Source organism: Pseudomonas sp. NPDC088322, assembly GCF_044740745.1.
GTDB lineage: Bacteria > Pseudomonadota > Gammaproteobacteria > Pseudomonadales > Pseudomonadaceae > Aquipseudomonas > Aquipseudomonas shirazensis.
In genome coordinates this window covers 355,249-366,987 of sequence record NZ_JBIURK010000007.1, presented here as the reverse complement: position 1 = coordinate 366,987, position 11,739 = coordinate 355,249, and the positions used below count along the sequence as shown (strand labels likewise).

14 protein-coding genes are annotated in these 11,739 nt (G+C 61.5%); 9 read left to right on the top strand and 5 right to left on the bottom strand.

The features are described from left to right. Window positions 1-222 precede the first annotated feature (222 nt). A complete protein-coding gene (tyrS, locus tag ACIOAU_RS20035) occupies window positions 223-1,422 on the bottom strand; it encodes a tyrosine--tRNA ligase (RefSeq protein ID WP_401184162.1) in 1,200 nt (399 codons plus the stop codon). 223 nt (window positions 1,423-1,645) lie between these two features. Here tyrS and ACIOAU_RS20030 point away from each other — a divergent pair, with 223 nt between their 5' ends. Continuing rightward, window positions 1,646-3,055: a peptidoglycan DD-metalloendopeptidase family protein gene (locus ACIOAU_RS20030; protein ID WP_181107977.1), complete on the top strand. Its 1,410-nt coding sequence runs from the start codon at window positions 1,646-1,648 to the stop codon at window positions 3,053-3,055. A gap of 3 nt (window positions 3,056-3,058) precedes the next feature. Further along, the gene (locus tag ACIOAU_RS20025; RefSeq protein ID WP_150571183.1) at window positions 3,059-4,150 is read left to right on the top strand and encodes an anhydro-N-acetylmuramic acid kinase; all 1,092 of its coding nucleotides are present in this window, start codon (window positions 3,059-3,061) and stop codon (window positions 4,148-4,150) included. A gap of 62 nt (window positions 4,151-4,212) precedes the next feature. On the opposite strand, the gene erpA is transcribed toward ACIOAU_RS20025, so the two are convergent. Together erpA and argC are read right to left on the bottom strand one after the other, a co-directional pair. Beyond that, window positions 4,213-4,563, bottom strand: coding sequence for an iron-sulfur cluster insertion protein ErpA (erpA, locus tag ACIOAU_RS20020; protein ID WP_101322360.1), 351 nt, complete (start codon window positions 4,561-4,563; stop codon window positions 4,213-4,215). Window positions 4,564-4,696: 133 nt separating this feature from the next. Further along, window positions 4,697-5,731, bottom strand: a complete 1,035-nt coding sequence (argC, locus tag ACIOAU_RS20015) for an N-acetyl-gamma-glutamyl-phosphate reductase (protein ID WP_101322361.1) — start codon at window positions 5,729-5,731, stop codon at window positions 4,697-4,699. A gap of 142 nt (window positions 5,732-5,873) precedes the next feature. On the opposite strand from argC, the gene hemJ reads away from it, so the two are divergent. The 6 genes from hemJ (at window position 5,874) to ACIOAU_RS19985 (ending at window position 9,775) form a co-directional block, all read left to right on the top strand. Then, window positions 5,874-6,299 (top strand): protoporphyrinogen oxidase HemJ, encoded by a 426-nt coding sequence (gene hemJ / locus ACIOAU_RS20010; RefSeq protein ID WP_401184158.1) that lies wholly within the window; start codon window positions 5,874-5,876, stop codon window positions 6,297-6,299. A gap of 86 nt (window positions 6,300-6,385) precedes the next feature. After that, a complete protein-coding gene (locus ACIOAU_RS20005; RefSeq protein WP_101322363.1) occupies window positions 6,386-7,168 on the top strand; it encodes an SDR family oxidoreductase in 783 nt (260 codons plus the stop codon). Window positions 7,169-7,231: 63 nt separating this feature from the next. Continuing rightward, complete coding sequence (locus tag ACIOAU_RS20000; RefSeq protein ID WP_101322364.1) at window positions 7,232-7,570, top strand: histidine triad nucleotide-binding protein; 339 nt, start codon at window positions 7,232-7,234, stop codon at window positions 7,568-7,570. A gap of 66 nt (window positions 7,571-7,636) precedes the next feature. Further along, window positions 7,637-8,284: a 2-polyprenyl-3-methyl-6-methoxy-1,4-benzoquinone monooxygenase gene (gene coq7, locus ACIOAU_RS19995; RefSeq protein WP_401184154.1), complete on the top strand. Its 648-nt coding sequence runs from the start codon at window positions 7,637-7,639 to the stop codon at window positions 8,282-8,284. A 10-nt stretch (window positions 8,285-8,294) separates the two neighbouring features. Further along, window positions 8,295-9,335 carry a DUF2157 domain-containing protein gene (locus ACIOAU_RS19990; RefSeq protein WP_150571182.1) on the top strand — a complete coding sequence of 347 codons (1,041 nt, stop codon included), beginning with the start codon at window positions 8,295-8,297 and terminating at the stop codon, window positions 9,333-9,335. Between the two features lie 47 nt (window positions 9,336-9,382). Next, window positions 9,383-9,775, top strand: coding sequence for a hypothetical protein (locus ACIOAU_RS19985; protein ID WP_312389804.1), 393 nt, complete (start codon window positions 9,383-9,385; stop codon window positions 9,773-9,775). Here ACIOAU_RS19985 and ACIOAU_RS19980 read toward each other — a convergent pair. Next, window positions 9,741-10,163, bottom strand: coding sequence for an OsmC family protein (locus ACIOAU_RS19980; RefSeq protein WP_101322368.1), 423 nt, complete (start codon window positions 10,161-10,163; stop codon window positions 9,741-9,743). The genes ACIOAU_RS19985 and ACIOAU_RS19980 overlap by 35 nt on opposite strands. 186 nt (window positions 10,164-10,349) lie before the next feature. On the opposite strand from ACIOAU_RS19980, the gene crp reads away from it, so the two are divergent. Further along, complete coding sequence (crp, locus tag ACIOAU_RS19975; protein ID WP_101322369.1) at window positions 10,350-10,994, top strand: cAMP-activated global transcriptional regulator CRP; 645 nt, start codon at window positions 10,350-10,352, stop codon at window positions 10,992-10,994. Here the strand turns inward: crp and ACIOAU_RS19970 are convergent. Then, window positions 10,991-11,695: a lipoyl protein ligase domain-containing protein gene (locus tag ACIOAU_RS19970; RefSeq protein WP_101323126.1), complete on the bottom strand. Its 705-nt coding sequence runs from the start codon at window positions 11,693-11,695 to the stop codon at window positions 10,991-10,993. The two genes, crp and ACIOAU_RS19970, sit on opposite strands and share 4 nt — an antisense overlap. Window positions 11,696-11,739: the final 44 nt, after the last annotated feature.

Genomic DNA, 11,739 nt, shown 5'->3' with positions numbered 1-11,739 from the left:
GATCGAAGCCCTTGCAGCACTTCTGAAACTTCTAACTCTTTGAAACTCAAGGAGTTTTCCGCTCCAACTACGCTGGAAGTGGGGCGCATTATAAGCGCTTACAGAAACCCGTCAACCGTTAATTTCAGCTTTGTGCATTTGGCCCTCACAAACAAAAGCGGGGAGGCCTTTCGGCCTCCCCGCTCTCTCTATACAGCCAAGCACTCTATATAGAAGCAAACATCACTCTGCTTTCAGCGAAACCCGCGCAAAGGCTTTCTTGCCTGCCTGACACACATGGGTCGCACCCAAGGCAAACACAAAGCTGCGATCAACTACTTCGCCATCAACCTTCACGCTACCCGCAGCCAGCAAGTCACGCGCTGCAGCCGAGTTCTTCACCAGGCCAGCCTTGTTCAGGATTGCAGCAATCGGCATCGACTCGACAGCGGCGACCGCCACCTCAGGGATGTCCTCTGGCAGCTCACCGTCCTTCATCCGGTTACCGGCAGCGCGGTGCGCATTGGCCGCAGCCTCTTCACCATGGAAGCGAGCGACGATTTCTTCCGCCAGCTTGATCTTGATGTCGCGCGGGTTGGCGCCCTGCTCGACATCGGCGCGGAACTGCTCGATCTCTTCCATGGAGCGGAAGCTCAGCAGCTCGAAGTAACGCCACATCAGCGAATCCGGGATCGACACCAGCTTGCTGTACATCACCCCCGGCGCTTCCTGGATACCGACATAGTTACCCAGCGACTTGGACATCTTCTTGACGCCGTCCAGGCCCTCGAGCAGCGGCATGGTAACGATGCTCTGTGCTTCCTGGCCGTAGGCACGCTGCAGCTCACGCCCCATCAGCAGGTTGAACTTCTGATCGGTACCGCCCAGCTCGACGTCGGACTTCAGCGCTACCGAGTCGTAGCCCTGCACCAGCGGGTAGAGAAATTCGTGGATCGCGATCGGCTGGTTGCTGGTGTAACGCTTGTCGAAGTCGTCACGCTCGAGCATCCGCGCCACGGTGTACTGCGACGACAGGCGAATGAAATCGGCGGGGCTCAGCTGGTCCATCCAGGTGGAGTTGAACGCGACTTCGGTCTTGGCCGGGTCGAGAATCTTGAACACCTGCTGTTTATAGGTCTCGGCATTGTCGAGGACCTGCTCGCGGGTCAGCGGCGGGCGAGTGGTGCTCTTGCCGCTTGGATCACCGATCATGCCGGTGAAATCGCCGATCAGGAAGATCACCTGATGCCCCAGCTCCTGGAACTGGCGCAGCTTGTTGATCAGGACCGTGTGCCCCAGGTGCAGATCCGGTGCGGTCGGGTCAAAGCCCGCCTTGATACGCAGCGGCTGACCGCGCTTGAGCTTTTCGACCAGCTCCGACTCGACCAATACCTCTTCCGCACCGCGCTTGATAAGCGCCAGCTGCTCTTCAACCGACTTCATAGAAAACCCGCAAGGCTCAGATTCAAAGGCAGCCAACCATACAAGATCGGCCATCAAATACAAGTTTGGCAACGAGATGTGACCCGAACGGGCGCTGTTGACGTCTATGCGCCCTTGCGCGAAACTGCTTTTGGTTATATTTTATACAGTTATTTCATCTTCATCATGTCATTCATCTTTTCTATTTCACTTTTTTCATTCACCTTTTCAAAGTCACCTTCCTATGCCTAAAGAAACGCCTAAAGCGCCGCCGCTTTATCCGAAAAGCCATCTGGTGGCCGCGAGCGGCATTGCCGCCCTCCTCAGCCTGGCCTTGCTGGTATTCCCTTCAAGCGAAGTCGAAGCCAAGAAAACCACCCTCAATCTCGAGCTGGAAACTCCCGCCGAGCAGCTCAAAGACGAAGCCAACGCAGCACCCATGCTGCAGGCACCTGCCGAGCAAGCCTCGCCATTTGCCCAGATCGACAACGCCGCTACCCCCGCCGAGAACACCGCCAAGACCGAAGCACCGGTTGAAGCACCGAAGGCGCCAGGCCATCGTGAAGTGATCGTCGCCCGCGGCGACACCCTGTCGACCCTGTTCGCCAAGGTCGGCCTGCCGTCCAACGTGGTCCACGACGTGCTCGCCAGCGGCAAGCAAGCCAAGCAGTTCAGCCAGCTCAAGCATGGCCAGGTACTGCAGTTCGAGCTGGACAAAGACGGCCAGTTGACCACCCTGCACAGTAAGGTCAGCAACCTCGAAACCATTCGCCTGAGCAAGACCGACAAGGGTTACAGCTTCGAGCGCGAAGTCAGCAAACCGGTCGTGCGCACTGCCTACGCCCACGGCGTGATCAAGAGCTCGCTGTCGGCCTCGGCCCAGCGTGCCGGGCTGTCGCACAGCATGACCATGGACATGGCCCGTGTACTGGGCTACGACATCGACTTCGCACAGGACATCCGCCCTGGTGACGAATTCGACGTGGTCTACGAGCAGAAGGTCATGGACGGCAAGGTGGTCGGCACCGGCAATATCCTCTCGGCCCGCTTCACCAACCGCGGCAAGACCTACACCGCAGTGCGCTACACCAACAAACAAGGCAACACCAACTACTACACCGCTGACGGCAACAGCCTGCGCAAGGCATTCATCCGTACTCCGGTGGATTTCGCCCGCATCAGCTCGCGCTTCTCCAACGGCCGCAAGCATCCAATCCTGAACAAGATTCGCGCACACAAGGGTGTCGACTACGCGGCCCCTCGCGGTACGCCGATCAAGGCTGCAGGCGATGGTCGTGTCGAACTGGCAGGCCGTCGTGGTGGTTACGGCAACACTGTAATCATTGCCCACGGCAACCGTTACAAGACCCTCTACGGCCACATGCAAGGCTTCGCCAAAGGCGTCAAGACCGGCAGCACGGTCAAGCAAGGGCAGATCATCGGCTATATCGGTACTACCGGCCTGTCGACCGGCCCACACTTGCACTACGAGTTCCAGGTAGGTGGTGTCCACGTCGATCCGCTGAGCCAGAAGGTGCCGATGGCTGATCCGATCGCCAAGTCCGAGCGCCAGCGCTTCCTCCAGCAAAGTCAGCCATTGGTTGCCCGCATGGACCAGGAAAAGGCCACCCTGCTCGCCGCGAATAAGCGCTGAGTCATGGCGCTCTATCTGGGAGTGATGTCCGGGACCAGCCTCGACGGCCTGGACATCGCCTTGATCGAACAGGGTGAGCAGCTGCGGCTGCTTGCCACCCACTACACCCCGATGCCCACCGATCTGCGCCAGCAGTTGCTGAGCCTGTGCGCCAGCGGCCCTGATGAAATAGCCCGCGCCTGCCTGGCCGAGAACAGCTGGGCCACCCTCGCCGCCGAGGGCATCGCGCAACTGCTGGACACACAAGGCCTGCAAGCTGATGACATTTGCGCTATCGGCAGCCACGGCCAGACCATCCGTCACGAGCCTGCACGCGGCTTCACCGTGCAGATTGGCAACCCGGCGTTACTGGCCGAGCTGACCGAAATTTGCGTAGTAGCAGACTTTCGTCGGCGCGATGTTGCCGCCGGCGGTCAGGGCGCGCCACTGGTGCCGGCCTTCCATGAATCGTTGTTCGGCCACCTTGGTCAGCGCCTGGCAGTACTCAATGTCGGCGGCTTTAGCAACCTCAGCCTGATCGAGCAGACCACGCCAGTGCACGGCTTCGACTGCGGCCCCGGCAACGTGCTGATGGATGCCTGGATCGAGCGCAAGCGCGGCCAGGCATATGACGCTGATGGCAATTGGGCGGCAAGCGGCGTGATCATTGAGCCGCTGCTGAAACGCCTGCTGAGTGACCCGTTCTTCGCCGGCAGCGGCCCGAAAAGCACCGGGCGCGAGGTATTCAACCTGCCCTGGCTGCAAGCCCATCTGGCAGCATTGCCCGCCTGCCGCGACGAAGACGTGCAGGCCACGCTGCTCGAGCTGACTGCCCGCAGCATCATCGACTCGCTGAGCAATGCCCAAACCGCCACCGAGGCCCTGCTGGTGTGTGGCGGCGGTGCGCGCAATGGCGCCTTGATGCAGCGCCTGGCGCAGCTGTTGCCAGACGCTGAGGTCGCCAGTACCGCAGCCTATGGCGTCGATCCGGACTGGGTCGAGGCGATGGCCTTCGCCTGGCTGGCGCATTGCTGCCTGCAGGGCATCCCCGCAAATCGCCCCAGCGTTACCGCCGCCAAGGGCTTGCGCGTGCTCGGCGCTGTCTACCCCGCTTAACGCCCCCGCAGAATGCAAAACGCCGCGCAATTGCGCGGCGTTTTGCCAATCACAGCCCTGCTTCAGATCGAGAACGAAGAACCGCAGCCACAAGTGGTGGTGGCGTTAGGGTTCTTGATCACGAAACGCGAGCCTTCCAGACCTTCCTGGTAATCGACTTCGGCGCCAGCCAGGTATTGGTAGCTCATTGGATCAACCACCAGCGCAACGCCTTCGCGCTCGACGATGGTGTCGTCGTCAGCCACTTCTTCATCGAAGGTGAAGCCGTACTGGAAGCCCGAACAGCCGCCGCCCGTCACGAACACGCGCAACTTCAGGCGAGCATTGCCCTCTTCGCTGACCAGGTTCTTCACCTTGCTTGCAGCACCTTGGGTGAACTGCAAAGCCGTGGGGGTGAAGGATTCGACGCTCATGTTGACTCTCCCGGCGCAGTGCCGCCATAAAACTCGATGGCGGCTATTATCCGCTTCTCCGAGAAAAATGGTCAACAATACGTAAGCAGCAGGCGACCCGCCTTACGCCGCAGCACAAGGCGGGTCACCGCGATCAAGGTAGCAAGCCGGCGTGGGACAAGCCCATGCGCTCGTCCAGGCCGAACAGGATGTTGAGGTTCTGGACCGCCTGCCCTGATGCGCCCTTGACCAGGTTGTCGATTACCGACAGCACCACCACCAAGTCACCACCCTGCGGCCGGTGTACGGCGATACGGCAGACGTTGGCGCCGCGCACACTGCGGGTTTCCGGGTGGCTGCCAGCCGGCATTACATCGACGAACGGTTCATCGGCGTAGCGTTTTTCGAACAAGGCCTGCAGGTCGACCGACTTGTCGACGACATTTGCGTACAGCGTGGCGTGAATACCGCGGATCATCGGTGTCAGGTGCGGGACGAAGGTCAGGCCGATGTCCTGGCCAGCAGCCAGACGCAGGCCCTGGCTGATTTCCGGCAGGTGACGGTGCCCTTTGACCGCATAGGCCTTCATGCTTTCGCCCGACTCGCAGAACAGCGATCCGACCGCAGCGCCACGCCCCGCACCACTGACCCCGGACTTACAGTCGGCGATCAAGCGCGATGGATCGGCCAGGCCAGCTTCGAGCAGCGGCAACAGGCCAAGTTGGGTAGCGGTTGGATAGCAGCCCGGCACAGCGATCAGACGTGCCTGACGGATTTTCTCGCGGTTCACCTCAGGCAAACCATAGACCGCATCCTTGAGCAGCTCCGGCGCACCGTGCGGCTGGCCGTACCACTTGCCCCACTCGACCGCGTCCTGCAGGCGGAAGTCAGCCGACAGGTCGATAACTCGGGTACCGGCCGCCAGCAGCTCGCCAGCCAGGGCGTGGGCAACGCCGTGCGGAGTGGCAAAAAACACCACGTCACAGGCCGCAAGGGCCTTGCTGTCCGGCACGCTGAAGGCCAGGCCGTCGTAATGACCACGCAGGTTCGGGTACATATCGGCCACTGCCACACCGGCTTCCGAGCGCGAGGTGATGACCGCGACTTCGGCCTGAGGATGCTGCGCCAGCAGACGCAACAGTTCGACCCCGGTGTAACCCGTGCCGCCGACGATACCGACCTTGATCATAACGCTTGCCCCTTATCAACAATGCGACTGGAAAGCGCACGATGATAGGGCTGCCAGCCGTCTGTAACAACTCTTGGGATGCGCCGGCAGGTGCTTCACCACTACTATCCGACCACCGTGAAAACCTGAAGGAACACCCTCCATGCTTTACCTATGGATCAAAGCGCTGCACATCGTCAGCGTGGTCTGCTGGTTCGCCGGCCTGTTTTACCTGCCACGGCTGTTCGTCTATCACGCGCAAAGCGAGGACAGCACCAGCCAGGAGCGCTTCACCGTGATGGAGAGCAAGCTGTATCGCGGCATCATGAACCCGGCGATGATCGCCACCTTCGTGTTCGGCATCTGGATGCTCTACCTGACCCCAGGCTGGCTCAGCCAGGGCTGGATGCATGCCAAGCTGACGCTGGTAATCCTGCTGACCGGCTACCATCACATGTGCGGCGCTCAGCGCAAACGCTTCGCGGCCGGCACCAACAAGCGCAGCCATGTGTTCTACCGCTGGTTCAACGAGGTACCGGTACTGCTGCTGTTGGCGATTGTCATTCTGGTGGTGGTCAAACCGTTCTGACCTGCCGGGGCGCTGTAGCAAAAGGCAACACCTCTGTTGGCCACGCTGTACACTAGCGCCCCTTTCCGTCGCCCCAGGAGCCGCGCATGACCCGTTACGCCATGATCACCGGTGCTTCCAGCGGCCTGGGCCTGGCCCTGGCGGAAGCCCTGGCGCGGCGTGGCCGTAGCCTGATCCTGGTGGCGCGCCATCGCGAAACCCTCGAACCGCTGGCAATCGAGCTGGCTCAGCGCTTTGGCGTCGAGGTGCTGCTGCGTGCCTGCGACCTCAGCCAGCCGCTGCGCCTGTCGGGCTTTGTGCTTGAGCTGGAAGAAGGCGAGCGGCGCATTGACCTGCTGGTCAACTGCGCCGGGCAACGCACGTATGGCCCGTTTCTGGCCCACGAGTGGGCTGACGAACAAGACCTGCTCGAGGTCAACATCCTCGCCCTGACCCGCCTGTGCCACGCCATTGGCAACCTGATGGCGATCCAGGGCGGCGGGCAGATTCTCAACGTTGCTTCGCTGGCAGCTGTGGCCCCCGGCCCGTGGATGGCCTGCTATGCCGCGAGCAAGGCGTATGTGCTGAGCTTTTCCGAAGCCCTGCGCGAAGAGCTTGGCCGTACCGGCATCAAGGTCTCGGTGCTGTGTCCAGGCCCAGTACGCTCGGCACTGCGCAAGATCCCCAGGCTGGACAACGGTCAGCGCTGCCTGAGCGCCGAAGAAGTGGCGTTGTATACCGTCCGCGCACTGGACAAGAACCGCCCGCTGATCATGCCCGGTCGGCGTAATCGCTGGCTGGCAAGGCTGCCACGCCTCCTGCCGCGTTGGTTGACGCGCAAGCTGGCCGGCTTGATCAATCGCCGTTACTGCCCGCTGGAAGCGCAATAGCACTGTGCGCGCAGCGCCGTGCTGGGTACACTCAGCTCGGACCCTGACCATGGAGCAAGTGCTGTGGAGACTCTCTTCACCAAGATCATCAACCGGGAAATCCCGGCCAAGATCATCTACGAGGATGACCAGGTTCTGGCCTTCCACGATATCGCCCCGCAGGCGCCGGTACATTTTCTGGTTATCCCGAAAAAGCCGATCCGCACCCTCAACGACCTGACCGAAGATGACAAGGCCGTCGCCGGCCATATCCTCTTCACCGCGCAGCGTCTGGCCAAGGAGCTGGGTTGCGAGGACGGTTTCCGCGTAGTCATGAACTGCAACGAACTGGGCGGCCAGACGGTCTACCATATTCACATGCACGTGCTCGGCCAGCGCCAGATGCACTGGCCACCGGGCTGATCCAAGGCAAGCCCCGGCCAGGGGTTTGCGGTAAACTGTCGGGCATCACTCTTGCGGAGGTGCCCGATGGCTACCGAACGTCACTATTCGCCGCTCGACCGCTTGTTGCTGCAGGCCGATACCGCCATGCGCACCTTGCTCCCTTTCAGCGGCCAACCTGCCCGCCCTTCTCCTGCAATCATCCAGCCCGACGCTGACCTGGACGACGCGCAAACGCGCCATGTCGCCGGTTTGATGCGCATCAACCACACGGGTGAAGTCTGCGCCCAGGCGTTGTATCAGGGGCAATCGCTGACCGCCCGCCTGCCTCAGGTGCGCAAAGCGATGGAACATGCAGCCGAAGAAGAGATCGACCATCTGGCCTGGTGCGAGCAGCGTATTCGCCAACTCGGCAGCCATCCCAGTGTGCTCAACCCATTGTTCTACAGCATGTCGTTCGGCATCGGCGCAATCGCCGGGCTGGTCAGCGACAAGGTCAGCCTTGGCTTCGTTGCGGCAACCGAGCATCAGGTCTGCAAGCATCTGGATGAACACCTCGAGCAGTTGCCCAGCGAAGATGAAAAATCCCGAGCCATTCTCGAGCAGATGCGGGTCGATGAAGAGCACCATGCCGACGCGGCACTGGAAGCCGGCGGCTATCGCTTCCCGGCGCCCGTGCGCTTTGGCATGAGCCTGATGGCCAAGGTCATGACCAAAAGCACCTACCGTATCTAGGAATACACAGATGACCGAACGTTTCGATGCCAAGGATCTGGCGCGTGCGGTCGACGCCGGTATTCTGCAACCCGGCCAGGATCAGGCGCTGCTGAGTTTTCTGCGGCGCCAACCAGTTGTCCAGGCAAGCTTCCAACTGGCACATGTAGCGTTCTACCTCGGCGGCCTGCTGATCATGGCCGCCATGGGCTGGCTGCTGACCGAGGCCTGGATGAGCATCGGTGATTCTGCACTGCTGGCTATCGCCCTGCTGTATATCGCCGTATTGACCATATCAGCCCTGGCCCTGCAACGGCGCCAGCAGCTTGTGCCTGCCGGCGTGCTCGGCGCAGTGGCGGTGAGCATTGTGCCGCTGAGTGTGTTTGCTCTCCAGCGCTTGCTCGGCTGGTGGCCGCTGGACGACACTCAGGTCGACTTCCATCAGTACTACACCAACGTGCAAGCCGGCTGGCTGCTGATGGAGGCGGCGACGGTGCTCGCTGGCCTGCTGATGCTGCGCCTGATTACCTTCCCGTTCATCGTCATGCCGATCGCCGTGGCGCTGTGGTTCATGTCGATGGACCTGACCGAGTGGATATACGGCGCGCCGTTCAGCTGGGAGCAGCGGCGCCTGGTCTCGGTCTGGTTCGGCCTGGGCGTGCTGCTGCTGAGCATCGTGGTCGATGGACGCACGCGCAAGGACTACGCCTTCTGGGGTTACCTGGCTGGCCTGGCAGCGTTCTGGGGTGGGTTGACCCTGCTCGACAGCGGCAGCGAATGGGGCAAAGCCATGTATGGCTTGATCAACCTGGGCCTGATGGGCCTGGCGGTGCTGCTGCGACGGCCGATCTTCATGGTGTTCGGCGCCATGGGCGTGGCGGCCTACCTGGGCTACCTGTCCTATCAGGTGTTTGCCGACTCGCTGTTGTTCCCGCTGCTGCTGACCTTGATCGGCCTCGGCGTGATCGGTCTGGGCCTTGTCTACCAAAAGCATCGTGAAAAGCTCAGTGCCAGCTTGCGCGGCAACTTGCCCGAACGCCTGCTCACGCTGTTACCCGGGCTGCGTCGATAATGTCGAGAGTTGCCCGGCGCCTGCTGCAAAGTCTGGGCTTGCCGTTGATGGCCTACCTGTTCATATGCCTGATGACCGCGCAAATCCGGCAAGCGAGCTTCAGTCTCACGCTACCCAGCCTGGGCGAACCCGACAGCAACAGTGCACTTGAACTGCTGCTGTTGAGCCTGCCGGGGCAGTTACTGTTTGTGCTGGCGGGCTGCTTTACCCACAGACGCCGACTGCTGATTGGCGTCTTCTTGCTGGCGGCCAGCATCACGGCACTGTTGCAGTGCCTGGTGTTTGCTCAATGCTTCGGCACCACGTGGAGCACCGCCGAGACTTTCATCCTGCTGGCCAGCAATGCACCAGCACTGTTGCTGGCGCTGGTGCCCGGGCTGGCCTTGCTCTACAACACGGAACAACTCAGCCGAGTTCGACGATCTCATAGCTGTGGGTGATTTCCACACCTGCGCGGCCGAGCATGATCGACGCCGAGCAGTACTTCTCTGCTGACAGCTCGACAGCGCGCTTGACCTGCGCTTCCTTGAGGCCGCGACCCTTGACCACGAAGTTGAGGTGGATCTTGGTGAACACCTTCGGATCTTCGTCAGCGCGCTCGGCTTCGAGGAATGCTTCGCAGCTCTCCACTGCCTGGCGCGATTTCTTCAGAATGCTGACCACGTCGAAGTTGCTGCAGCCACCGAGGCCGAGCAGGAGCATCTCCATCGGCCGCACGCCAAGGTTGCGCCCACCGGCTTCGGGCGGACCGTCCATGACCACGACATGGCCGCTACCCGATTCACCGAGGAACATGGCTTCACCGGCCCATTGGATGCGTGCCTTCATGCTTGTCGACTCCAGATACGTAGAAAGGGTGCCAGCTTAAGCCTTGTGAGCCCGTCGGAAAAGCTCAACTCAACACGCATCGCTGCCGATACACTGGGCAGCGCCTGATAAGCTGGCGCCAAATGACTGGCGCGGCCTGCCAGCCGATCCGAAAAGCCTCTGTATCGCATCGAACAGGATGTCCTGATGGTTGTGTCCGCCCTCTCCGCCAAGATCAAGAACATCGACAAGTTGCTGGTGCACTGCCAGCGCCGCCGGTTTGCCGCCAAGAGCGATATCCTTTGTGCCGGCGACCGGGCTGAGACCTTGTCGTTCATCATCAAAGGTTCGGTCACCGTGATCATCGAAGATGACGAGGACCGCGAGATGATCATTGCCTACCTCAACGATGGCGACTTCTTTGGTGAGCTGGGCTTGTTCGAGCCAGTCGGCAAGGAGCAGTATCGCAGCGCCTGGGTGCGGGCCAAGACCGAATGCGAAGTGGCCGAGATCAGCTACGAGAAATTCCGCGAGGTCGCCCGCCTCGACCCTGAGATTCTCTACGCCTTGGGCAGCCAGATGGCCCAGCGCCTGCGCAACACCACGCGCAAGGTCGGCGACCTGGCGTTCTTCGATGTCACCGGGCGCGTCGCCCGCTGCCTGCTCGACTTGTGCAAGCAGCCCGATGCCATGACTCATCCGGACGGCATGCAGATCAAGATAACCCGCCAGGAGATCGGGCGGATTGTGGGTTGTTCACGGGAGATGGTCGGCCGCGTCCTCAAGGATCTGGAGGAGCGCAGCCTGGTTCAGGTCAAGGGCAAAACCATGGTGGTCTACGGTACCCGTTAATCCTTGGGCAAACCTGCGATCACTTCAGCATAGGCGGCGGACAGGCGCTCGAACCAGGGCACTGCCGGTGCCACTTCATGCAGGGCGATATGACTGTCGGCGCGGCAGTGCTGATCAATGCCGCAGCACTGGTTGAAGCGGTTGACCGCCGCCACCATCGACTCGCGCTGGTCATCCAGCAGCAGGGCGCCATGCACCAGCACTACCGGGCGCTTGCCACCCAGGCCCTGGCGCCAGCGCTGAGCAGTGCCGACCAGCTTGCGCCCGTTGAGGTTGACGTTGTAACGGCCATCGCAAAACGCGCCATCGATCTCGCCCAGCGAAGCCACCCCGCCCCATTCGCGCAGAACCTCACACAGCGGCTGACACAAGCGCTCGTAGGCGTTCTCGATACGGCCATGGTCGCCTTCGCTACGCGGGGCAACATAGACCAGCGCGACGTTGACAGTTGCATGCGATTGCGGCACCGGTTCGCCGCCAGTCTCGCGTAACAGCACCGGCCACCCGGCAATGGCCAGTTCGGCGCAGGCAACTTCAAAGTTCTCTTGTCGGCTCAGCCGCCGCGGCATCACCAGCGCCTGATCGGTCGGGCGCCAGAACAGCACGCCGGCCTCGGCATCGCCGCGGCACACGGCGGCGAGCAGGTCCTGCTCGGCTTGCAGGCCCTGCGCGACGGTCAGGGCCAGAGGTTGTTCGCTCATCAGGATGCCACCTTTTAGCCACCACGTAGAAACAACGAAGCCGG

What these genes read in the sequence shown, in the direction of transcription:
- tyrS (WP_401184162.1), bottom strand. Translation starts at nt 1,422, where the DNA reads ATGAAGTCGGTTGAAGAGCAGCTGGCGCTTATCAAGCGCGGTGCGGAA.
- ACIOAU_RS20030 (WP_181107977.1), top strand. Translation starts at nt 1,646, where the DNA reads ATGCCTAAAGAAACGCCTAAAGCGCCGCCGCTTTATCCGAAAAGCCAT.
- ACIOAU_RS20025 (WP_150571183.1), top strand. Translation starts at nt 3,059, where the DNA reads ATGGCGCTCTATCTGGGAGTGATGTCCGGGACCAGCCTCGACGGCCTG.
- erpA (WP_101322360.1), bottom strand. Translation starts at nt 4,563, where the DNA reads ATGAGCGTCGAATCCTTCACCCCCACGGCTTTGCAGTTCACCCAAGGT.
- argC (WP_101322361.1), bottom strand. Translation starts at nt 5,731, where the DNA reads ATGATCAAGGTCGGTATCGTCGGCGGCACGGGTTACACCGGGGTCGAA.
- hemJ (WP_401184158.1), top strand. Translation starts at nt 5,874, where the DNA reads ATGCTTTACCTATGGATCAAAGCGCTGCACATCGTCAGCGTGGTCTGC.
- ACIOAU_RS20005 (WP_101322363.1), top strand. Translation starts at nt 6,386, where the DNA reads ATGACCCGTTACGCCATGATCACCGGTGCTTCCAGCGGCCTGGGCCTG.
- coq7 (WP_401184154.1), top strand. Translation starts at nt 7,637, where the DNA reads ATGGCTACCGAACGTCACTATTCGCCGCTCGACCGCTTGTTGCTGCAG.
- ACIOAU_RS19990 (WP_150571182.1), top strand. Translation starts at nt 8,295, where the DNA reads ATGACCGAACGTTTCGATGCCAAGGATCTGGCGCGTGCGGTCGACGCC.
- ACIOAU_RS19985 (WP_312389804.1), top strand. Translation starts at nt 9,383, where the DNA reads ATGGCCTACCTGTTCATATGCCTGATGACCGCGCAAATCCGGCAAGCG.
- ACIOAU_RS19980 (WP_101322368.1), bottom strand. Translation starts at nt 10,163, where the DNA reads ATGAAGGCACGCATCCAATGGGCCGGTGAAGCCATGTTCCTCGGTGAA.
- crp (WP_101322369.1), top strand. Translation starts at nt 10,350, where the DNA reads ATGGTTGTGTCCGCCCTCTCCGCCAAGATCAAGAACATCGACAAGTTG.
- ACIOAU_RS19970 (WP_101323126.1), bottom strand. Translation starts at nt 11,695, where the DNA reads ATGAGCGAACAACCTCTGGCCCTGACCGTCGCGCAGGGCCTGCAAGCC.